Consider the following 21,498-nt stretch of genomic DNA (forward strand, 5'->3'; position numbering starts at 1 on the left):
CGATAGCCTGGATATTCTCTTATCTGTTTCCTTTCCGTCGCTATAAGCCAATTTAATCTCTTTGATTTATTCCTGTTAAGTAGAGCCCCGCAAACGTACCTCTGTAATAGTAAACGGCTAGTTTATGCGCGCCAGCGGCATATGTAGGCCGTCGGCACACATATGCCAATTTACCTTAAGCATGCTTCTTTGGCTCGAAGTAGCCCAGGAATAGCTGATAATCCATGCTTTCCAAACTCAATTTGCGCGCGGCCGCATGGTTCTGCGGATCGTTGGTTAGTATTCTCGGCTTAATCCAGCCCTTACCAGCCTCCGCGAACAATGCTGCCGCTTCGTTATCAAGGTCCTCGTGTGCTTTCAAGCTTGCAGTTTGCGTTTGGTCAATCTTAAACGGGCGAAGTACGTCCTCCCCGACAATATCGCCTTCTGTGTACTTCTTAAGCTTCTCATAGGTTGCAGGATGCACGTAGACTTTGCGCACCGCCTTTTTAAGATTATATAGTTGATGGTCGGCTATGATCTCATTAAGGAATGACGATGATGCGAAGTACCTGCGCTTGCGTATCATCCGCCATGCAATCAGCGCGGCAATAGCGGCAAGTATCAATCCTAACGGTAACGCCTTTTTCACAGCGGGTGTTACGGCTGCGGCTACAACCGGCCATGTCCAGGCCTGTATTCTGTTGTTCTCACGGTCGGTGACAAAAATACGATGGCCGCCCTTATCGAGCGCGATGCCGTTTGGGTAGAGGAATTGCCCAAATTGCGTGCCTTGCTCTCCAAATATTGCTAAGGAACGAGCATCTTTTGAAGTCTTATTGTAGACGGTTACATTATGGCCCAAGGCATCAACCACATATAAGCGGTTTTGGTCATCAATAGCTATACCTCTTGGAAGGCCGCCCGTTTCAATAATATATAAGAATTTCCCCTCTGGTGAGAATACCTGTACCCTGCGGTTATTGCTGTCGGCTACGAATATCTTCTTGTCTCGGTCAATGAATAAGCCGTTTGGGAAATAGAATTTGCCGGGGTATTCACCTTTTCTAACAGTCATGCCGGTCGAGCCAAATTCGAGCTTTAGCTTACCCGTTGGATCAAATACGAGCACTCTGTGTACCTTCAGCACATCGGTTACATACAAGTTGCCCTCATTGTCGAAAGCCATGCCTGTTGGAGCCCATTCAAATTTAGGGTCATTGTTGGGGGCGAACGTGGAGATAAACTTGCCGTTCTCCGAGAATATATATATCGAATTGTAGGCCTGATCTGAAACGTAGACGTTGCCCTTATTATTGATGGCAATAGATAATGGCGCCTTCAAGGTCATGGGTTTTTTATCAGGGCCGTTTCCTATCTGGTCAAACGTGAATTGGTATGTCCCATCGGGGCGAAAAACCTCAATCTTCCCCTTGATTACGTCTCTGACAAAGGAAGTGGCATAGATATTGCCGTTATTTGGGTGGACGGCAATTGCTTGCGGTTTGCTCAGGGCAAGCTCCTTGTTGGGACCGCCGTTCATCGTAAAGGTAAAGCCTGGCGGGATGATTCTACCCTTCTCAACGACATCAATCGTTGGCAGAGGGTCCTCTTGGTTAAAGTAATATCGCGCAAACGCTATGGATGTGACCAATAAAGCTACAACCAGTATCCCTATCAGTAGCAGCTTTCTGCGACGCATGCGTTCTATGTAACTAGGAAGCGCCATCGTTGGTATCGCTGACAAACTTCCTGTCCCAACTACTTCGCTCATAAAACAAATCCCACTCTTTCTAATTTGACATTAATTGTTAAAGTCCCGGCCAAAGCAACTTATTTACCCTTTAAACGTGCTATGGCCTCTTGCGCCAGCCCATAATTCGGATCGACTTTAAGTACGTTCCCATAGCGCTTGATGGCTTCTTGCTTGTCACCCTTTTTGTCGTAGGTGAGCGCTAGACCATAGAGCGCATCAATGTACTTCGGATCAAATTCAAGGGCCTTATTAAACGATTCTATCGCCTTATCGTAATCTTTTTTGTCGAGGAGCACGCGTCCCTTTAATAAGAAGGAGTCCGAATTCGTTGCTTTAATTTCGATAGCTTTATCTATGTAATCAAGTGCCTTGTCATATTTCTTTTTCTCCCAGAGAACAATGCCGCCATAGTAGTAAGCTTGCTCGAGGAGCGGATTGGTTCTTGCATAGCGCGTGTCCTTATAATATTTGACCTCTTTGTCAAAGTAATACAATGCGTCATCACTCTGCGCTTGTTTCAAGTATGCCAGGCCGGTATATACCAGTGCTTCCTGATGGTCTTTTACAAGCTTGAGCGCGAGCGTGTACTGTTCGATAGCATTTTTGTATTGGGCTTCATTTGCATAGACAACTCCCAGGGCGACGCGCATATCGGCGTTGCGAGGATTCTTCCTAACAGCTTCTTTTGCTGCGGTCAAAGCCTGACTCTCGAAGGATTTTTTTGATAAATGGTATTGGCTGTACGCATAGTACGCTATGAACGCCAGTAGAATCAGTATTAGGAGCGAAGCAACCAACTTGAGCGTTTTATCGAACTTGCGAAGCGATTGCATGCTGTCACGGTAATTATCTGCACTTATTTCATTTTGTGACATCGATAGCACAGTTCTTGTCCTCCCCATTTAGCGATTAATGAGCCGCCGCGCTCACGCCCGTGGCACTCGTAGCAAAGTTCAAAACTGAAGCAGTTCTTTGCCGTCACGTATTCCCTACCATGACATTCATTGCAATCGAACGGGTCAGTCTTAGTCATCTCAAAGTGTGCTTTGTGAATAATAATACCTTTGCTGCGCTGGCCCACCGGTGTACTCCATATTAGTTCCGATAAGGGCTTATTGTACTCAGCATGGCAGGATTTGCAGTTGGATTGCGCCAGCAACGTTTTCCCCTCAAATTGGTGGTGGCAGTTCGAGCACTCGGTTTTACTTTCATGGCAGACTTTACAATCCGCCTTGGTTGCGATTGATTTAGCATCGTTTTTATGGGTCCCAAGCCATAGTGACGGATGCGGCATGGGAGTTTTGTGACACGCCGTACACGACCTATTATCGTGGCAAACTTCGCAGTTGCCTTTATCCCGCTCGATGCCGTGGGTTTTCTTCCATTCGGTCTCGGTTTTTACCTTCAACGCTACGAACTGAGGAGTCGGTTTCCCTCCAGCAGGCAGTTTCGGCCCATGGTTTGCCGGTGCAACCATTTTTGTCATGTGGCAGCTCTGGCAAAAAGCAACTCCGTGGCATGAAGTGCAGGCGAACGAGTCTTTTGACGCCGGTATTTTATGCAGCGAAGCCCTGAATGATGGTGAATGGTCGGCCGGTAGCCTTTTGAAGTTTGCCGGGTGACAGAGCGTGCATGCGCCCGATGCGACTATGCCCTGGCTCGAGTGAGACAACCCGTGGCAGTTATAGCAGACGGCCATAGGCGGCTTTACCGCTTCATTTGCGCGTCCCGGTGCGTGCGGGAATTCCGTATGGCATCCAGCACAGCGTATACCGCGTGAAAGATGCACATCGTGTTTGAAGATTAAATCAGGGTTGTTAAATTTATCGTAGTTAGCACCATGACATGGTGCACACTGTGAGACCGTAACGTACGGCAATGTATTGAATGCTAAGAAATTTGATTGCGTTGTACCGGGTATAACCGTACTTGTTGCAGTGCCGCTTGATTCTGTCTGCCCCGTAATCGCAGGCGCTCCGGCAAAACTGTATGCAGCTGACACCAGCATCATCGATAACAGTGCGATTAGCAATACCGATATTTGAATCTTGTTTAGAGGGGTCCTGTTCATAATGCGCACTACTCTATCGCTCCCTATAAAAAAGCGACCCTACAATTGATTTATAATAGCCGTTGACGCTGTCGAGCATTGGATCAATGAATGATAGCGCCTTATCCAGGTAGGTCATCACAATCGTGCTCTTGAGCGTTTTCTGGCTGCCGTGAATCATCGGTCCGTATTGTGTTGAAAAGTTAGCTTGCGAATCGATGTGGCACTTACCGCAGGTCTTAGCAAGACGTTGCGTAGATACAAGTGATGTTGGATCTTTCGCCGGTTTTATCTGGTGCGACCCATGGCAGTCCCAACAGGCAGGCGCATCGGTCGCCTTCGCCTTATACGCCCTGCCGTGGTAGTAATCGTTATAAGCGTCGGCGTATGCCTTATGGCATTTGCCGCAAACATCCATACCGGCTAAATGAAAAGCGTCTTTGTATGCCTCATCTTTCTTGAGGCTTCTGATGTCATGTGAGCCGTGGCAGTCGGCGCACGTCGGTGCCGGTTTCGGGCTCCCGGTAAGAGCGAGACGTCCGTGTGTGCTCTGGCTGTATTCGCGCAGCTGATTAACATGCTGGTGACAATTCTTGCATGAAATACCTGCGGTTTTGTTGAAATCGACGATCTTAGCATGATCTTGTGAAGCTGAGAGAAGTTTAAAATCGGTGTGGCATGATATGCATGCAACATCCTTGTGCACCGATTTTGCTACCGTATCGGGGCTTACGTAGAGCGACTGCTTCATTTTTTTGACCGCTATAATCTGTGGGTCTCCGTGGCATACCAGGCAGCCTGTCTTCCCCGGTGTTCCGATAGCGAACGTCAAAGGCGTTGACAGATTAGCGGCATATGCGCCCCCGGTCCAAAACAAAAAGCTTGCTGTAATTGTTACAAGCAGAGCTACACTGAATTTCGTTAGGGTTCTCATGGTTTAGGCCTCCGAAGGGTCGGGTTGTAAGGGTTGCGGTTCATGCTCGTGCCCATGCCCGGCAGCGACTTCTTGTTTAGCAAGCCCGAAAAAGATGAGGAGTGCGGGATAATCTTCGACGAATGAGAGACAGACATGGATCATTGTGAACATAAGAAACGCCATCGCGCAGAAGAAATGGATAACCCGCGCCCAGGCCGCCGCCGCAGCGACGCCTCCGACAAAGCCGCCGGCCCAGCCTAAGAGGGTTGACGGCCACATGAGCGAAAAACCCGTGAACGCCTGGATGATCATTAGCGATGGGAACGCATATCCATATGTCCCTTTCTGCAGAACATTGTATTTGGTGAGGTGCGGATAGCTGCGCTTGACAAACATATAGTACAGCATGACGTTGAGCCCGTTTTTTATGTCTCTCAAGGTGATTTTGAACTCAACCGAGTCTTTAATGTAAGCGTAGTAAATACGGAGTACGAAATTGATAACGACGATATACATAAAGACGAAATGGATGATTTTCATCGTGTCGCGCCCGCCGTCGAAGAACGGGAAACGCGTGTAGACGCCGGAAATACCGAGGGCGATCATGCTGATAACGTGCGTTACATGAAGGAGCTTAGGCGATTTCGGGATAATGTGATCGTGGTGCGGCCACTCTTTCCCGATAAACTTCCTTCTGAATCTTCCCGTCACAAAGTTGCCGATAATCTGAAATGACCAAAAGCCAATCCCAACGACCACCATCACAATCGCGATGATGTCAACCCAAACATTCACAACTGCCAGCATGCTATCCCCTTGCGTCTCTTGTTGGTTGCATATACGTCTATAAGGCTGTTTTAATGCCTGCTGCGTTACATGTGTTAATTGTTACAATGTCCTTATTCGCTTAGTGTAACATGCAAGCATAAATTTAGACAATAGTAAAAGCGTTAAGACCGGAATATTATGGCAAAATGGGTTATTGGCACTATGTGAATGAGTAGTATGACGACGTATAAGCGCAACGATTTCTAGAAAAATCAAACCGGCCGGTAACACAGCAAGAAAGCATCCGCTTTCTAAAGTTTCTACAAAGCGCTGTTACGAACTAAGAGTAGGTAACAGTTATAGTTTAGAGATCGATAGCAATCTTTCCGTCTTCTACCCGGATGCTTAACGATCTCTCAGGATTTTTAGCGGGACCATGAACTACCTGGCCATTAGTAACATTGAACTGGCTTCCGTGACACGGACAGGTAACAGTATTGCCGTGCAAGAATCCCTCCGAGAGATTACATCCCATATGCGTGCACTTACTCGTAATCGCATAGAACGTACTTTCTATGTTGGCAATTAATACGCCGGTTCCATCTACCTTAGCACCTATCATCGTCTTGGGAGCGATGTCGCCTGTATGCGCAACCACTTTCGGTCCCACAAGAATCCTTCCCTTTGACTAGAACATTAAGCACCTATACCCGGCGGAAATAGGTTGCTAAACATAGAGAAGCGGTTACTGCAGCTCAATTGAGCCGGTAAACACCCGGTTCGCCGCTCCCGCCATCGTGACGTGGTTATCATCTTCCCAGCGGATAACCAGACGACCACCAAGCAAGTTCACGACGGCCGAGCGGTCGGTCTTATTGTTGAGAGAGCTTGCTACCAAAGCCGCGCATGCACCGGTACCGCATGCAAGCGTTTCACCACAACCGCGTTCCCATACGCGAATCGATATCTGGTTGCGTCCTAAAACTTCCACGAATTCAACATTGGTTTTCTGAGGAAAATACTGGCTTGTTTCGATTTTTGGCCCGAGTGTTTGCACCGGTGCCGTCTTCAAATCGTCCACAAATATGACACAGTGAGGGTTGCCCATCGACACAAAAGTTGCGTTGATTTGTGCACCGTCGATAACTATAGGCTTATTGATAACGTTTTCGCCTTCGTAGTTAGCAGGGATTACTGACGGTACGAGTACCGGCTCCCCCATATCGACGCTCGCACCGGTAACCTTTTCACCGTCGACGAGCATATCGACAACCTTTAACCCTGCTCTGGTTTCAATCTTAAGACGTGATTTATCGGAGAGTTTTTCATCCCAGAGGAATCTAGAGAAGCAGCGAATCCCGTTGCCGCACATTTCCGCCGCCGTGCCGTCAGAGTTGTAGTATTCCATGAAGAAATCGGCGTCTTTTTCCTGGGGTGGCCTGATAAAGATGAGGCCATCGGCACCGACTCCGAAATGCCGGTTACAAAGAAATGCGATCTGTGGTGGTTCAAGCGCTGCCATACCATCCATATTGTTGACAATAATGAAATCGTTGCCTAAACCCTCGTACTTGATAAATCGTACGCGCATATTTACCCCCTCCGCGTTAATATTGGTCGCAGCATGCGCTACGTATGACGTTGCCGGATAAAACCATTGGCTTTAAGATCGCTTAAAATATTGCTAACGACGTCATTTGCACTGCGGCCGGCCGTATCGATCCATTGTACTCGAGGGTCTGCATTAAACCAAGTGAGTTGGCGTTTTGCATATTGCCTGGTCTTGGCCTTAATTGTCTCAATCGCATCTTCAAGCGAGATACCGCCTTGCAAATAGCCGATAAGTTCTTTATAACCTATGGCTTGTTGTGATGTCAAAAAATTCTCATATCCCTCGGCAACCAATCCTGCCACCTCGTCGATTAGCCCACGAGCGATCATCATATCGACACGCTCGTTAATACGTTGACGCAGTAACGAGCGGTCAAGTGTGAAGCCATACATCGCAACATTATAGATCGACTCGCGGTTGCCCCACTCCCGCTGGTACTCCGAGAACGGCTGTCCGGTAAGTTCGATGACTTCGAGCGCCCGGATGACTCTTCGTATGTTGTGCGGGTGCACGATATCGATCGATGCCGGGTCTTTTGCTATAAGTTCCTGGTAGAGCGCATCGCCGCCCTCCTTGCCTGCCCGTTCTTCAAGTTGCTTTCGCACTTCGGATGTTGTTTCGCCCGAGGGGAACTTGAGATTGTCGATTACCGCACGCACGTAAAGACCGGTGCCTCCGACGAGGATCGGTACGTTGCCGCGCCGGGTAATTGCGGTGATCGTTTTGCGTGCGATACGCTGGTATTCCGCAACGCTAAAGGGCTCGGACGGGTTGAGGATATCGATAAGGTGATGCGGAACGGCGTCCATCTCGGCTGGTGTTGCTTTAGCGGTGCCGATATCCATACCCCGATAGACTTGCATGGAATCGGCTGAAACAATTTCGCCCCCGATCCGTTGTGCCAGGGAAATAGCGACAGCGGTTTTGCCGCTCGCCGTAGGGCCGACTACGGTAACCAGTTTTTCTTTTTCATGGATATGTGATTCTGAACTGTGTATGTGCATAGTAAGAATTGTACCTGAAATGCTTGTGCTTTTTAATCATAATGCAGGGGCACGTGTGCCGGTTACTCGTATCTGATAACTCTAAACCGAAAGAGCTCGGTGTTTTCATGGATGTCGATTCCCGCTTTTTGCTTGGCAATGGCCACCTGCTGCTCCGCGCTCCCCACACCTTCAATGTCGGGCAAAAGCAGCCCTGTTTTGTATCCCTGCTGCACGATGACGCCGTAGATTTTCGGATCGAGCTCGCGTATGGAGCGTATCGGCTCGGGCTCGTCGAGAATATCGACGGTAAACTCGAGGCTGGTCAGCTCATCGGCCGAGACCGGTATAAACCGGGGGTCGTCGAATGCCGCCTGAAGCGCGTTTGACATAATCTCTTCCGCCAGGTTCGCTTGCGTGGGTTCGATGGTGCCGATGCAACCTCGCAGGTTTCCGTTAACCTTCAGGCACACGAACGCGCCGGCACGGCGGTTAATAAGTTCGTGAGAAGTATCATCAGGCGGTGTTACCGGGTGCCCCAGCTCAAAATACCGGGTAAGACTGTATTGTGCCAGGCGGACCGGTTCGCTTACCCCGGGTTCAAGTAACCCCGGCTCTGTTGGCGGAAGCTGCTCAACCTCGGTCGTGTAGAGATCCCGCGCAGGGGACGGGTTCCCCGGATAAACTTCAGCAACTAAATAGCCGACACCGAACGGTCCCTCATATGACAGCACTTTGGTTCGGACGTTCAGTTCGTTGCAGACGCCTGCCAGCGCGTAAATCGAGCGAAGCCCGCACTCGCCGGCGTCGCGGATAAGCGACGGATCGAGCGTTTTAAGCTCGTCAAAGTAGCCTGTATCAAAGATCGCCTCGATTTTGGCGTCAAAATCAACACCGCGCGGGTTGTAGCTGGCGGGCGCTCCCGGTTGTAGCCGGTGGGACAAATCACCGCTCGCAACAAATGCAATACGCCGCTTGGTAGCATCGGTGGCCTGTTGAACGGCCATACCCAGCGTATAGTGCTCGTCAAATTCGCCAAGCGATATCGATAGCGAAACGATTGGCATGTCTATCGCCTGGCGCAGGTAATAGAGCGGGACGAGAACACCGTGGTCCAGCTCATCCGCACCCAAGATATCAACATGGCCGCGACCGATTTTTGTAACGGAGAGCCCAAAACCATCGGCGATGCGGATTAACTCATCTATAAAACCGAGGTCGTTACGCGCGGTAAGCTCGACGTTGGGTGCGCCAAACGTCGCAAACGAGCCGGTGAGCACCGGGTTGGCACGAACGGCAATACTATCGGCAAACCCAGGACTGTGCGGCGAGATAAATACAAGAAGGTCGGGGTCGGCTTTGCCGACCTCAACAGCGACATCCTTCATTGCCTGTACCGTTGCGGCTACATTCTCAAGCTCATCCTTCCCTACCTCCGGGATGATAATGGGCGGATGGGGCACCGCACAACCAAAAGCAACGGGCATCGCGTCCTCCTTTTCGCTCATTCGAAATTAATGATTTATCAACTCACCGGTTAGCGACCATGTCTGTGCACCGGTAATGCGAACCCGTGCCTCCGAATGCACTAACTCGGGCGGTCCGGCGAAATTTACTATCTTATTGGTGCGCGTGCGCCCGGCAAGTATGTCGCTATCTTTCTTGCTCGCGCCCTCAACGAATATGTCTACATCGGTGCCGAGCAGCATCCCGTTTTTCTCCAGGGCTGTCCTGTTAACGACTTCGAGCAACCGGTCGAAACGCTCGCTCTTTACGTGCGCCGGTACCTGGTTTTCCATCTTAGCGGCAGGCGTTCCTTCTCTCGGCGAGAAGATAAACGTAAACGCGAAATCGTACCGGGCCTGCTCGGCCACGTACAGTGTATCCGCAAAATCCTCTTCGGTCTCACCAGGGAAACCCACCATAATGTCGGTACTAAGACTTACCCCTGGAATACTCGCATAAATCTTCTCCACCGTTTCCAGGTATTTCTCTTTCGTGTATTTGCGGTTCATCCCTTTGAGTATCCTGTTCGAGCCGGCTTGTACTGGCAGGTGAACGAACTCGCAGATCCGTTTCCCGTTAGCGATCGTCTCGATGGTGTCATCGGTTAAGTCCTTTGGGTGCGATGTCATAAACCGGATGCGCCGCAAACCCTCAACCTGGTCGAGCTCACGCAGCAGGTGCGCAAATTCGCTTTTGCCGTAGATATCTCTGCCGTATGAATTAACGTTTTGCCCGAGCAGCGTAATCTCGATGACGCCGCCATTGACCAGTGTAGTTACTTCACTCATAATATCGTCCATAGTGCGGCTTTTTTCCCGCCCGCGGGTATACGGCACGACGCAGTAACTGCAGAAATTATTACACCCGATGATTATGGGAACCCAGGCATGGTGTGCTTCTTCACGGATGTTCGGCATAGATGTCGGCATGATCTCGATTTCATCGGCGATATCGCAGATAGCGCGTCTTCCCTGTTGAACCGCTTCGACCATCTGCGCCAGGTTCGGCATGTTCAATGTGCCGAAAACAAGATCAACGTGCGGTGCGTGCTCGAAAATAAGCTCGCGCTCTTTTTGGGCGATGCAGCCGCCGACTGCGATAATTAGGTTGGGGTCGCTTTTCTTGCGCGCCCGCAGGTTATTGAGGTTACCGAAAAAGCGGTCCTCAGCGTGACCGCGAACCGCGCACGTGTTAAAGATGAGGATACTTGCCTCATCCATCATGTCGGTTTGCACGTAACCGTGCGCGCTTAAGATTCCCGCCATGCGCTCGGAATCATGCTTATTCATTTGGCAGCCAAAAGTGGTGATATGGAACATCCTCATGGAAGATATTGTAACAAACATGCAGGAAAAAGCCAGTGGAAAGAAATGGATCGGGTAAAGGCAGATTGCGTCTTAAGCGCTAAAATGAACGCCGTATCTCTTGGACGCGACGCCTGAGGCTCCCCACGACCTCATTCGGTACAAACACGGTGCCCATCCGCACGCCGTGTTTCGATACCGGTCCATGGTCATCGGAGCCGCCGGTAACGATTAGACCGTATTGCTTTGCATATTCGATGTAGCGCTTGGTCATTTCTTGGGTGTGGTCGACGTGGTACGCTTCGAACCCGTCAAGGCCCATGTCGACAAGTTTGGGAATATACGTATCGAGACCTGAAAGCCCAGGATGAGCGAAAACAGCAGCCCCGCCTACGTTATGAATAAGCCGGATGATCTTTTTCGGAGAGTAGGTGAATTTTTCAATAAAACACGGCCCACCGCGGCGAAGGTATTTATTGAAGGCGTCGGAGAATGTCTCAATGTATCCTTTTCGAAGCAGTACACGAGCGATATGCGGCCGGCCGATCGAGGCACCTTTTGCTGCCTTTTCAACTTCTTCAAATGTAAGATTGAAACCAATATTCCGTAAACACTGCACCATTTCTTGAGCACGCTCGGCACGCGCTTCTTTTAGAGTTTTAAGGTAGGTTAGCAATTCGGGGTCTTCATGAAAAATGAAATAGCCGAGAATATGGATATCTCGGCTATTAAACTTTGAGCTGAACTCTACAGCTGGTATTACTTCTATCCCATGCGTACTGGCAACGGCTTGCGCCACCGCAATGCCCGCGGTTGTATCATGATCCGCTATCGCGATTATATTAATTCGCCGTTTTGCAGCCGCCTCGACGACTTGTTCCGGAGTTAAGCTTCCATCGGATTTCGTCGTGTGCAGGTGAAGGTCTACCGACATGATCGGTATATACCCTTTACCGAGGCTCTATGATCAGCTTAATCGCAGTACGCTCTTCACCATTGATCTGGATGTCGGTGAATGCGGGGACGACAACTAGGTCCAAACCGCTCGGTGCGACAAACCCTCGTGCAATAGCTATCGCTTTCACTGCTTGATTTAGGGCTCCAGCACCAATAACCTGGATCTCGCATCCGCCGCGCTCCCTGATTACACCTGCAAGAGCTCCCGCGACTGCGTTGGGGCTAGATTTTGTTGAAACCTTTAGTACTTCCATTTTATCCTCCTTGGCGGCGTACGAGTAAACTTATACGCTCGTACAAACCTAATTCGACGCTACATGTATAGTACCTGCTAATATTTAGCATATTTTGGTATTAATTACCTTTTTTCTTCAACCTCAACGTGATTCTTACAGAATCCCTTTCGGCTTGGATATCAGGAGCTTCGGATAGCTCTATAAAATATTTCTCACCAAGTGCCCTAAAACTGTCGCCAATGTCTCTGGCGAAACTGTCGAAGTCTTCGCTCGCTATACGCCTCGTGAGAGGCTCTTCTTTTAAAAGATCAACTTGCTTCTGCGGCTTAATACTCTCCTGTTGACCGGTTAAGGTCTCAAGGATCGGCTTTACGCCTTCGACTCGCGCACTCATAATTCGCTGCGCGTTTCTGATAGAAACCCTTAAGCCTAGCCTGCGCTCCGCGATATCCGTTAGCATTGCAGCCGATTTTGCAGAGTTTACGCATCGCCAAATCTTAAAGTCTTGAGATTTCTCTCCGAGGCTTACCTGGTCTTGTGCGCACAGGTAGCACATCGTTGTTAAAATCTCGGTCGGTGACCCCAGATAAATTACTAGGTCCTGATTGTCGAGGTTGAACTCGAGCACGGTCCGAATAATATTATGTGGTCCTCGTATAATTATCGGCTCGCCTTTACGATACTTTATAGTCGGATATGTGGATTGGTCCTTTTTCTCGTTCAGTAAGCCCGTGCTGGTCTCAACTTTGAACACGCTTCCCCGCCCTGGAGCTGCGAATACCAGCTCAACCTCGTCGGCAACTTGCTTGATTGAAAACAGCGCCATACCGCGTCCGTGAATCCCATACCGGTCGGTAATGACGTTTTCAAGTTTTGAGGTAACCCGCGGTTCGAAAATTCTCTCATGCAGTTCAACCGGGACGCCGTCACCGTCGTCGATGATGGTGACCTTACGAATGAGGTTATCTTCTTTCGTAGATGCGACAAAAATGGTCTTTGCACCCGCGTCGCGCGAGTTCCTCAACATCTCCAGCACAATATCTTCCATAGACTGAATATCGTGCTTGGCTTGCCGGCGCTCTGCTTCGCTTATGTTAAGGCGGACGAAGCCTTGGCCGAAATCTTCTTCAATTTTCAAATACTGATCGCCTGTTAGGTTAGCTACAAAACTTAGTAGAGAGCTGTTTTCGATGTTTGCCATATCACAACCTAGCGTTAGTAGTGCATTTCTACCCATATTGTGCTGGGTAAACGGCAATTTGTCAAATATTAGTATTTATAATGCGTTAGTTATCGCAAAAAAGATGTTAGATACGCTGGCAGCGGCACAAGCGTACGACCAGCTAGCGGCCCAAATTGGGGTGCGATAAAGAGGATATTTGCTTTAAGAATTTCGTTGAATCCTGCGGTAGGGTTGAAAGCTCGTGGTAAATAGTATAGGAATTGATGCGGACGCGGCAAGTAGGATATAAAAAGAGGGCTCTTTAGAGCCCTCTTTGTCTTAGTTATAGTTGCGCGTTCACTTATTTTGCGTACTCGACCGCTCTGTGCTCGCGAATCACAATTACCTTAATCTGGCCCGGATACTCGAGTTCGGCTTCGATCTGCTTTGCTATGTTACGCGCAAGCATTGCCGCTGCCGGATCGTCGATATCCTCCGGCTTGACCATGATGCGCAGCTCGCGACCTGCCTGCATTGCATAGCACTTTTCAACGCCTTGATACGATTCGGCTATGCGCTCGAGGTTTTCAAGGCGTTTAACATAGCTCTCAAGCGTTTCACGACGTGCACCCGGTCGTGCGCCGGATATCGCGTCGGCAGCCTGAACGAGTACCGCCTCAACCGTGTTTGGTTCGGCATCGCCGTGGTGTGCTTCGACCGCGTGAACGACCTTCGCGTGCTCGTGGAGCCGCTTTGCCAGCTCTGCGCCGATTACGGCGTGCGGGCCTTCAACCTCATGGTCGATTGCCTTGCCGATGTCGTGCAAGAGACCTGCCCTGCGCGCCAGCTTAATATCTGCGCCAAGTTCCGCGGCCATCATGCCGGCGAGGTGTGCGACCTCAACGGAGTGCTGGAGCACGTTCTGGCCGTAACTGGTGCGATACTTGAGGCGGCCGAGCACTCTGACTAGCTCCGGATGGAGCCCGTGGATGTCGGTATCGAACGTGGCCTGCTCGCCAACCTCGCGGATGTGAGCCTCCACTTCTTCCTTTGCTTTCTCGTACATCTGCTCGATGCGCGCCGGGTGGATACGGCCGTCGACGATCAGGCGCTCGAGTGTAAGCCGTGCGATTTCTCGCCGTACCGGATCGAAACTCGAAAGAATAACGGCCTCCGGTGTATCGTCGATAATCAAATTGATACCGGTGAGATTCTCAAAAGCCCTGATGTTGCGGCCTTCCCTACCGATAATTCTGCCCTTCATCTCATCAGATGGAAGCGGCACAACCGAAACCGTGGTTTCGGCGACGTGGTCGGCCGCACAGCGCTGGATTGCCAGCGAGATAACGTTGCGGGCTTTCTTGTCTGCTTCGTCTTTTGCTTTAAGCTCGATGTCGCGAATCATCATCGCGACCTCATGACGGGTCTCATCCTCTACCCTCTTCAAGAGCAGCTGGCGAGCCTCCTCTGCGGTAAGCCCCGCGATTTGCTCGAGGAGCTTTAACTCGCGGTCATAGATCTCTGAGAGCTCGTTCTCGACGCGTGAGACTTCCTTCTCACGGTCGGCTATACCGCGCTCCCTTTTGTCGAGGTTGTTCCCTCTATTATCGAGCGATTCCTCTTTTTGGCCTAAGCGCCGTTCCATGCGTTGAGCTTCATTCCGCCGTTCACGCATCTCACGCTCAGCTTCTGAGCGCAGTGAGTGAATTTCATCCTTAGCATTAAGTAGAGCTTCTTTTTTTCTGGTTTCCGCTTCTTTTTTTGCTTCAGATATGATGCTTTTTGCAGCTTCTTCGGCGGAGGCAATTTTCGATTCTGCGGACATCCTGCGAATAATGTAGCCTGCGGCGTAACCTATACCTGCCGCTACGATGGCTACGATGACGTATATAATCGATGACATTTTTTCTTTGCCCCCTTCTTACAAAATCACTTCTCGTGAAATAAAAAAACCGAGCATTACGCCCGGCAAAAACCCTTTGCTTAGATACCTAAGGTATAGTTAAACCTGCTAGACCAGCTGAACCAATAGGCTAAACCCATATTGGTTGCAACCAAGCGTCATGGCTGACTATCGCCTTCAATATGCAAATATCGCATATAGCCAGTTCAACCATAGTATCTATCTTCAGTTGTTTTACAATCTATCTAATCAATATTAGTTGCAAAACTAGTCAAGTCTCAGCAAAGCATTTCTGCCTAATCACGTTTATGTTCAGCTTCTATACTAAAGGTATGCAATTTTTGTGTCAAGAAATATCAAGGCCATGAGCAGGACGAACCATTTACGTTGCTCAAGTATAACTGCAGCTCAGAACATCTATAATGGTACTACATGCTTACTTTGGAGGCTGTCGAATTACTAATAATTCTCTAGGGTTACCGTACAGCGATGCCGGAAAGTGGTTTAAAGCATCTAACGCGGGTTTTATTCATCGTTATTATCGTCTTGCTGCTCACGCAGAACAGTTTTGGATACGTCATACGCGACGGAGGAGCTGTAACCGCGCCTGAGAAGAAACTGGCTGAGACGGCGAAACACTACATCGGCCGGCAGGTTGCGGTATGAGGTAAGCTTCGATTGTGCAAGCTTAAGCGCCCGGTCGTATTCGTCCTCGGGCGTGGAGAGTTCTTCGAGCTTTTCCGTAATGAGCTCATCGGCAACGCCTTTTTGCCGCAGTTCTTGCTTGATGCGGCGCGGCCCGTATAATTTGGCGCCCAGGCGGCTTTTCATCCAGTTTTGCGCAAAATCGTCATCGTCGAGGTATCCAAGGCGTTTTAGCTCATTGACGGCTTCATCAGCTAATTCAGGCGAGAAACCCGCCTTTACAAGGCGGCTAATAACCTCATGGATGCTTCGCCCGCGGTAGGATAAAAGAAGAACGGCGCGATTTATCGCACGCCGTTTCTCTAGCGAATGATTTATCGCATCAAGCTCGGCTCTTGCTAGCTTTTGACCAACATAGAGCCCGAGCTCAGCGATAATCTCCGTATCATAGCCTCGCCAGAACTTTCCATCGATAAAGATAGATGTTCGCCAGGCACGTTTTTCTTGTGGTTCAAGCGCGGTAATAGTATAAATTCGACCGTTAGTATAGCTATTATTGCAGGCGTTCTCGTCATGCGTTTGGTCATCGCAAGCGCCAAAAACGCTATCGTATTTTATGTTACCATCACCGTTTATATCATCATGCATTGTTTACGACTCGACGAGCTCGGCCTTCGCCCCCGATTTCTTCTCCGAAGCCTTTTCCGTTGCCTCTTCCTTCGCTACCTCCACGGGGTTAATAATCCCAAGCTTCTCTTTTACCTTGGTCTCGATCACTGTTGCCAGCTCGCTGTTGTTGGCGAGTGTTTGCTTTGCCGCCTCACGCCCTTGCCCGAGACGTTCTTCGTTGTAGGTGTACCAGGAACCGCTCTTTTGCACGATGCCGTTCTCCGCCGCCAAATCGAGGATGCTCCCCTCTTTTGAGATACCATAGCCAAACATGATATCAAATTCGGCTTGCTTGAACGGAGGAGCTATTTTATTCTTAACGACTTTTGCGCGAACCCTGTTACCGACCACATCTGTACCCTGCTTGATCGAGTCGATCCTGCGCACGTCGATACGAACCGATGAATAGAATTTAAGCGCTCTACCACCCGGTGTTGTTTCAGGGCTACCAAACATAACGCCGATTTTCTCGCGCAGCTGATTGATAAAGATCGCTGTCGTTTGTGATTTACTTATTGTCCCGGAGAGCTTTCTGAGAGCTTGGCTCATCAAGCGTGCTTGCAGGCCCATATGTGAGTCGCCCATTTCACCTTCGATTTCCGCCCGTGGCACCAGTGCTGCGACGGAGTCGACGACGATAACGTCGATTGCCCCGGAGTGGATCAGCATATCGGCTATCTCTAACGCCTGCTCACCGAAATCCGGCTGGGATATGAGCAGTTCTTCGGTATCTACGCCAAGCCTTTTGGCGTATACCGGATCGAGCGCATGCTCGGCATCAATAAACGCCGCCACACCCCCGGTTTTCTGAACCTCGGCGATAATATGGAGCGCCAGGGTGGTTTTACCCGATGACTCGGGGCCGTAGATCTCAACGACCCTACCCCGCGGTACACCGCCAAGCCCAAGCGCAATATCGAGCGCCAGTGCGCCGGTTGGGATGATTGAAACATCCATCCGTGCCGGGTGCTCGCCAAGCCTCATTAACGATCCCTTGCCGTACTTCCTGTCTATTTGTTCTTTTGTTAATTCAAGTACTTTATCTCGATCCATGTTCCCTCCTAGGTGCCTACCAGCGTAAATATAGCAGAAGGCTTATATAATAGAATATACGAACATACGTTTGCTGTCAAGTTACATCGCGTTTTTAAAGCTTATTTTTTATGGGCTCGCATATCGATCATACAAGTATGTGTATAGAAGCACAAGAGCGTTATTAGAGGGCACATGAAACGGCACGCAACACATTGGCGTAAACCTGTGGTATCGCGGCGGTTCTTGGCTTCTACGGGTTAAGGTTAAAATGTTCAAGCGGCGCGTACTCGGCCCCGGACGGCATAAGCCGGCTTTCAAAGAGCGTGATGCTGTTAACGTTAACGATACGACCCTGGCAAACATTAGGGTCAACCGCAGAAATCGCATTTTCAACGGATGACGGTATTTTGATGCGGGCGAGCGTTATATGAGGCGAGAACCCCCTCTTCTCTTTCTCATAGCCCAAATTAATCAACTCGTTATCTATGGATTTACTTATCGCGACAAGCTCAGGCGTTCCGTGTGTCACGCCAAGCCAAAGTACGCGCGCTTTCCTCTGATTGGGGAATGCTCCAAGTTGACCGAGCGAGAAATAGAACTTCCGGTATTCAGCGACGGCTCGCCTAAGCGACAGCGCCACATCATCGATTTTTGCATCAGGGGTTTCACCTAAGAATTTTAGGGTCAGATGCAGGTTTTCGTACGGCACCCATTTTGCACTTTCAACGCGGCTGTTTAGTGATTCCGATACATCATTAAGCAAACGTTTGATCTGAACCGGGAGCTCTATGCCAATAAAAAGACGTGCTGTCAGGATATATCTCCTCCGTTTATATAATGGCCTTAAGGATATGCCTGCGTACCATGTCGAGCGCCATACTCGCACTCTTTTGCCTGACAATATCCCTCGACCCATAAAATACGAACCTACTACTGTAGTTTATACCCATATCCGAGAGACCGATATACACCAAGCCCACAGGTTTACCAGGTGCCTCGCCGCCGGGGCCCGCGATACCGGTGACGGAGACCCCAATGTCGGCGCCGAAACGCTTGCGGGCTCCTTGTGCCATGGCAAGCGCTGTTTCTTCGCTGACGGCGCCATACTCGCACAGCGTGTCATCGGATACGCCAACGAGCGCTTCCTTTGCTTCGTTACTATAGGATACGATGCCCCCTAGGAAATAATTGGAACTTCCAGGTATATCGGTTATTCTCTTTGAAATTAAACCTCCGGTACAGGATTCCGCGACCGCAATGGTCAGGTTGTTTCGCTGTAACAGGTCGCCAACTATACTCTCAAGTGTTTCGCCGTCTACCGCGAAAACCTGTTCACCAAGCCGCTCACGGAATCGCCGTTCGGCCGCGTGCGCGTTTGCTTCGGCGGTTTGCTTATCATTCGCATGTGCGACCAGCTGCAATTGGATTTCTCCCGGTGAAGCTATTATGCCGACCGTCACGTTAGGTAGAGCGTTGATGATATCATTGATCGTTTCTTGAAGTGTGCCTTCGCTGGTTGCCGAGGTCTTAAGAATCAAGACCTTATAATACGCTTGCCCTCTAAAATGCCGGCTTAGTGTGGGGATTACCGCCCGCTCGATCATATCTTCCATTTCTCTGGGAACACCCGGCAGCGCCATGATGAGCTTTGAATTATGTTCAAAGATGATGCCGGGGGCGCTTCCGATGGTCGGTATGATCGGCTCGGCGCCGGCCGGTAGGTAGGCCTGTCGAAACGTGACCTCCGGCAGACCGGCAGAGCGCTCTCCAAAGCGATCTTTTATCAGCGTTTCAAGCTCGAGTTTAAATTCTAGCTCGCACCCTATTGCATCACAAATCGCTTCGCGTGTTATATCATCCGAGGTTGGGCCGAGGCCGCCGGTTAAAATAACCGCATCGACGTCGGCTAGCGAATCATTAATCGCATCGGCGATAAGGGTGCGGTCATCCGGAACGCTTTTCTGCTGCGCGCATGAGAAGCCTTCCTCGCCGAGCCGTCGTGCTATAAACGGCGCATTAGTATTTATCGATAGGCCAAGCGTTAGTTCCGAGCCTACCGTGATAATGTGGTATTGCATTGTATCGCCCCTGGCATTACTGGGTTGGTTTTACGAGCACGTCTCTGGCTTTAATGAAGTAATCGATCCCGGATAAAATCGTCAGGATGAGGGCGATGGCCATAAGAAACCAGCCCAGGGATTTCCCCAACAAAGTATACGGCATATTTAGTATTATAACAATAATTGAGACGATCTGGGAGATCGTTTTTATCTTGCCCCATATGCTGGCGGCGATGACTTTATGTTCCGACATCGCTATCACCCGCAAACCCGACACTGCGAATTCTCGCGCTATGATGATAACGGCGACCCATGCCGACAGCTGTTTGATTTGCACGAGCGATATAAGTGCTGCCGATACCAGCAGTTTGTCGGCAAGCGGGTCCATGAGTTGGCCGAAAACCGTAACTTGCGATTGGGCGCGAGCGATATAACCGTCAACCGTATCGGTTAAAGCCGCTATAAGAAAGATCGCAGCCGCAATATATGAACCGAGCGGTTGTAAGCCGGATAGAAGAAACGCCATAAACACAGGTACAAAGAGTACGCGTGCAATCGTAATTTTATTTGCTAACCCCACCCAGCGGCCTCCCGTGAAAGTCACAACCGTCAAATTCGCTTATTTCAACTGTAACTATGCTGCCCGGCTTTACATCCCCCGTAACGTAGGTATACCCATCTACTTCTGGTGTCTGCCACCAGGCACGACCTTCAAAGACCCCTAGGCCAGATTCGGCGTTTGATTCGATAAGAACATCGGCCGGTTTTTCCAGTCGGTTTTCACTTCGCCTTTGACCGATTAAATCCTGCAAAGCGACTACTTGATGATAGCGCTCGTTCTTAATTTCTTCCGGTATTGCGCCCTCAAGCCCGGCGGCTTTTGTTCCCTCTTCCTCGGAGTATTGAAAAACTCCCAGGTAATCAAACTCAGCTTGTTCGACAAAGTCGACGAGCTTTTTAAAATCATCTTCCGTTTCTCCGGGGAAACCGACCATAACCGATGTTCGAAGAACGATATCGGGGATCGCCCGGCGCAACCACGCGATCTGTGCCAGGTAATCCGTACCGGCGCCGTGCCGGTTCATCGCATGCAATATCTTGGAGCTTGCGTGTTGAAACGGTATGTCGATGTACGGCAGCAGGTATTTGTTGGTTTGCAGGCTGTTTATAAGCTCATCGTTTAGAAAATACGGCTGCAGGTAGAGCAGGCGTATCCATGCAATGTTCTCAAAGTCATCGAGAGCGTTAAGGAGTTCTGTCAGGCGGTTACGACCGTAAAGATCGTAACCGTATCTGCTGGTATCTTGAGCAATGAGGTTGATTTCTTTGATTCCCCGGCCATCGAGCCATCTCGCTTCTTCAACGATCTGCTCGAGCGGCTTACTCGCATACGGGCCTCTTATCATGGGAATGGCGCAATACGAGCACCGGTTATCGCAACCGTCTGCAATCTGCAAGTATGCGTATGGAAGCCCTGAGAGCACCCGCTCCGGGTACGTGGAAAAGTCTCGGTGGTCGGTGGTTTGATGTGCATCGTGAGCGGTGCCGTCCCCGTTACGTATGAGGTCCGCAATTTCGAACTCGCGCCGCAGGTCAACCAGTAAATCTATCTCGGGTATTTCTTGCATGAGATCGTCGTAATATCGTTGCGCGAGGCAACCGGTAACGATGATCTGCTTGGGTTTGGATTGAGATTTTAGTTCGGCAAGTTCAAGGATTGTGTTGATCGATTCTGCCTTTGCGGCTTCGATAAAGCCGCAGGTATTGATAACGATATAGTCCGCGCGCTCCGCGTTCTCTGTGAGTTCGATGCCGTGTTTTACGAGCGAGCCTTTGATGTGCTCGCTATCGACAGAGTTCTTAGCGCAACCGAGGGTTATGACCGTAGCCTTTTTTAGCAAAACTGAATTTCCTCCTAGAAACTCTTTAGAACAGCATTATAGCGGGTACGGGAGTG

20 protein-coding genes are annotated in these 21,498 nt (G+C 49.9%); all 20 read right to left on the bottom strand.

The features are described from left to right. Window positions 1–175 precede the first annotated feature (175 nt). On the bottom strand, window positions 176–1,753 hold the full coding sequence (locus tag VGK02_03565; protein ID HEY3374125.1) for a hypothetical protein: 1,578 nt from the start codon (window positions 1,751–1,753) through the stop codon (window positions 176–178). A 59-nt stretch (window positions 1,754–1,812) separates the two neighbouring features. Further along, window positions 1,813–2,610: a tetratricopeptide repeat protein gene (locus VGK02_03570; protein HEY3374126.1), complete on the bottom strand. Its 798-nt coding sequence runs from the start codon at window positions 2,608–2,610 to the stop codon at window positions 1,813–1,815. After that, window positions 2,592–3,806, bottom strand: coding sequence for a cytochrome c3 family protein (locus tag VGK02_03575; protein ID HEY3374127.1), 1,215 nt, complete (start codon window positions 3,804–3,806; stop codon window positions 2,592–2,594). The genes VGK02_03570 and VGK02_03575 overlap by 19 nt, the downstream gene beginning before the upstream one ends. Window positions 3,807–3,819: 13 nt before the next feature. Continuing rightward, window positions 3,820–4,719 (bottom strand): hypothetical protein, encoded by a 900-nt coding sequence (locus tag VGK02_03580; GenBank protein ID HEY3374128.1) that lies wholly within the window; start codon window positions 4,717–4,719, stop codon window positions 3,820–3,822. Window positions 4,720–4,722: 3 nt separating this feature from the next. After that, window positions 4,723–5,508, bottom strand: coding sequence for a cytochrome b/b6 domain-containing protein (locus tag VGK02_03585; protein ID HEY3374129.1), 786 nt, complete (start codon window positions 5,506–5,508; stop codon window positions 4,723–4,725). A 325-nt stretch (window positions 5,509–5,833) separates the two neighbouring features. Next, window positions 5,834–6,139, bottom strand: a complete 306-nt coding sequence (locus VGK02_03590; GenBank protein HEY3374130.1) for a Rieske (2Fe-2S) protein — start codon at window positions 6,137–6,139, stop codon at window positions 5,834–5,836. Window positions 6,140–6,214: 75 nt separating this feature from the next. Further along, window positions 6,215–7,060, bottom strand: coding sequence for a diaminopimelate epimerase (dapF, locus tag VGK02_03595; GenBank protein ID HEY3374131.1), 846 nt, complete (start codon window positions 7,058–7,060; stop codon window positions 6,215–6,217). A 38-nt stretch (window positions 7,061–7,098) separates the two neighbouring features. Next, on the bottom strand, window positions 7,099–8,085 hold the full coding sequence (miaA, locus tag VGK02_03600; protein HEY3374132.1) for a tRNA (adenosine(37)-N6)-dimethylallyltransferase MiaA: 987 nt from the start codon (window positions 8,083–8,085) through the stop codon (window positions 7,099–7,101). Window positions 8,086–8,147: 62 nt separating this feature from the next. After that, window positions 8,148–9,551 carry an AmmeMemoRadiSam system protein A gene (gene amrA / locus VGK02_03605; GenBank protein HEY3374133.1) on the bottom strand — a complete coding sequence of 468 codons (1,404 nt, stop codon included), beginning with the start codon at window positions 9,549–9,551 and terminating at the stop codon, window positions 8,148–8,150. A 27-nt stretch (window positions 9,552–9,578) separates the two neighbouring features. Further along, window positions 9,579–10,916, bottom strand: a complete 1,338-nt coding sequence (miaB, locus tag VGK02_03610) for a tRNA (N6-isopentenyl adenosine(37)-C2)-methylthiotransferase MiaB (GenBank protein HEY3374134.1) — start codon at window positions 10,914–10,916, stop codon at window positions 9,579–9,581. 58 nt (window positions 10,917–10,974) lie between these two features. Continuing rightward, on the bottom strand, window positions 10,975–11,808 hold the full coding sequence (locus VGK02_03615; protein ID HEY3374135.1) for a PHP domain-containing protein: 834 nt from the start codon (window positions 11,806–11,808) through the stop codon (window positions 10,975–10,977). A gap of 16 nt (window positions 11,809–11,824) precedes the next feature. Then, window positions 11,825–12,085, bottom strand: coding sequence for a stage V sporulation protein S (locus tag VGK02_03620; protein ID HEY3374136.1), 261 nt, complete (start codon window positions 12,083–12,085; stop codon window positions 11,825–11,827). 100 nt (window positions 12,086–12,185) lie between these two features. Next, entirely contained in the window at window positions 12,186–13,268 is a 1,083-nt protein-coding gene (locus VGK02_03625) for an ATP-binding protein (GenBank protein ID HEY3374137.1), read from the bottom strand. 322 nt (window positions 13,269–13,590) lie between these two features. Then, window positions 13,591–15,132: a ribonuclease Y gene (rny, locus tag VGK02_03630; protein HEY3374138.1), complete on the bottom strand. Its 1,542-nt coding sequence runs from the start codon at window positions 15,130–15,132 to the stop codon at window positions 13,591–13,593. A gap of 525 nt (window positions 15,133–15,657) precedes the next feature. Then, window positions 15,658–16,425: a RecX family transcriptional regulator gene (locus VGK02_03635; protein ID HEY3374139.1), complete on the bottom strand. Its 768-nt coding sequence runs from the start codon at window positions 16,423–16,425 to the stop codon at window positions 15,658–15,660. 3 nt (window positions 16,426–16,428) lie between these two features. Beyond that, the gene (gene recA, locus VGK02_03640; protein HEY3374140.1) at window positions 16,429–17,499 is read right to left on the bottom strand and encodes a recombinase RecA; all 1,071 of its coding nucleotides are present in this window, start codon (window positions 17,497–17,499) and stop codon (window positions 16,429–16,431) included. A gap of 232 nt (window positions 17,500–17,731) precedes the next feature. Further along, a complete protein-coding gene (gene thpR, locus VGK02_03645; GenBank protein HEY3374141.1) occupies window positions 17,732–18,397 on the bottom strand; it encodes an RNA 2',3'-cyclic phosphodiesterase in 666 nt (221 codons plus the stop codon). After that, window positions 18,312–19,559, bottom strand: a complete 1,248-nt coding sequence (locus VGK02_03650) for a competence/damage-inducible protein A (GenBank protein ID HEY3374142.1) — start codon at window positions 19,557–19,559, stop codon at window positions 18,312–18,314. The genes thpR and VGK02_03650 overlap by 86 nt, the downstream gene beginning before the upstream one ends. A gap of 16 nt (window positions 19,560–19,575) precedes the next feature. Next, window positions 19,576–20,121, bottom strand: coding sequence for a CDP-diacylglycerol--glycerol-3-phosphate 3-phosphatidyltransferase (gene pgsA, locus VGK02_03655; GenBank protein ID HEY3374143.1), 546 nt, complete (start codon window positions 20,119–20,121; stop codon window positions 19,576–19,578). After that, window positions 20,105–21,442, bottom strand: a complete 1,338-nt coding sequence (gene rimO / locus VGK02_03660) for a 30S ribosomal protein S12 methylthiotransferase RimO (GenBank protein HEY3374144.1) — start codon at window positions 21,440–21,442, stop codon at window positions 20,105–20,107. The genes pgsA and rimO overlap by 17 nt, the downstream gene beginning before the upstream one ends. Between the last annotated feature and the right edge of the window lie 56 nt (window positions 21,443–21,498).

The organism is Candidatus Aquicultor sp., from assembly GCA_036504445.1.
In the GTDB taxonomy this organism is placed as follows: domain Bacteria; phylum Actinomycetota; class Aquicultoria; order Aquicultorales; family Aquicultoraceae; genus DASXVE01.

Excerpts from the sequence above, each read along its gene's own strand:
- VGK02_03565 (HEY3374125.1), bottom strand. The coding sequence starts at position 1,753 with ATGAGCGAAGTAGTTGGGACAGGAAGTTTGTCAGCGATACCAACGATG.
- VGK02_03570 (HEY3374126.1), bottom strand. The coding sequence starts at position 2,610 with ATGTCACAAAATGAAATAAGTGCAGATAATTACCGTGACAGCATGCAA.
- VGK02_03575 (HEY3374127.1), bottom strand. The coding sequence starts at position 3,806 with ATGAACAGGACCCCTCTAAACAAGATTCAAATATCGGTATTGCTAATC.
- VGK02_03580 (HEY3374128.1), bottom strand. The coding sequence starts at position 4,719 with ATGAGAACCCTAACGAAATTCAGTGTAGCTCTGCTTGTAACAATTACA.
- VGK02_03585 (HEY3374129.1), bottom strand. The coding sequence starts at position 5,508 with ATGCTGGCAGTTGTGAATGTTTGGGTTGACATCATCGCGATTGTGATG.
- dapF (HEY3374131.1), bottom strand. The coding sequence starts at position 7,060 with ATGCGCGTACGATTTATCAAGTACGAGGGTTTAGGCAACGATTTCATT.
- miaA (HEY3374132.1), bottom strand. The coding sequence starts at position 8,085 with ATGCACATACACAGTTCAGAATCACATATCCATGAAAAAGAAAAACTG.
- amrA (HEY3374133.1), bottom strand. The coding sequence starts at position 9,551 with ATGCCCGTTGCTTTTGGTTGTGCGGTGCCCCATCCGCCCATTATCATC.
- miaB (HEY3374134.1), bottom strand. The coding sequence starts at position 10,916 with ATGTTTGTTACAATATCTTCCATGAGGATGTTCCATATCACCACTTTT.
- VGK02_03615 (HEY3374135.1), bottom strand. The coding sequence starts at position 11,808 with ATGTCGGTAGACCTTCACCTGCACACGACGAAATCCGATGGAAGCTTA.
- VGK02_03620 (HEY3374136.1), bottom strand. The coding sequence starts at position 12,085 with ATGGAAGTACTAAAGGTTTCAACAAAATCTAGCCCCAACGCAGTCGCG.
- VGK02_03625 (HEY3374137.1), bottom strand. The coding sequence starts at position 13,268 with ATGGCAAACATCGAAAACAGCTCTCTACTAAGTTTTGTAGCTAACCTA.
- rny (HEY3374138.1), bottom strand. The coding sequence starts at position 15,132 with ATGTCATCGATTATATACGTCATCGTAGCCATCGTAGCGGCAGGTATA.
- VGK02_03635 (HEY3374139.1), bottom strand. The coding sequence starts at position 16,425 with ATGCATGATGATATAAACGGTGATGGTAACATAAAATACGATAGCGTT.
- recA (HEY3374140.1), bottom strand. The coding sequence starts at position 17,499 with ATGGATCGAGATAAAGTACTTGAATTAACAAAAGAACAAATAGACAGG.
- thpR (HEY3374141.1), bottom strand. The coding sequence starts at position 18,397 with ATGGGTCGAGGGATATTGTCAGGCAAAAGAGTGCGAGTATGGCGCTCG.
- VGK02_03650 (HEY3374142.1), bottom strand. The coding sequence starts at position 19,559 with ATGCAATACCACATTATCACGGTAGGCTCGGAACTAACGCTTGGCCTA.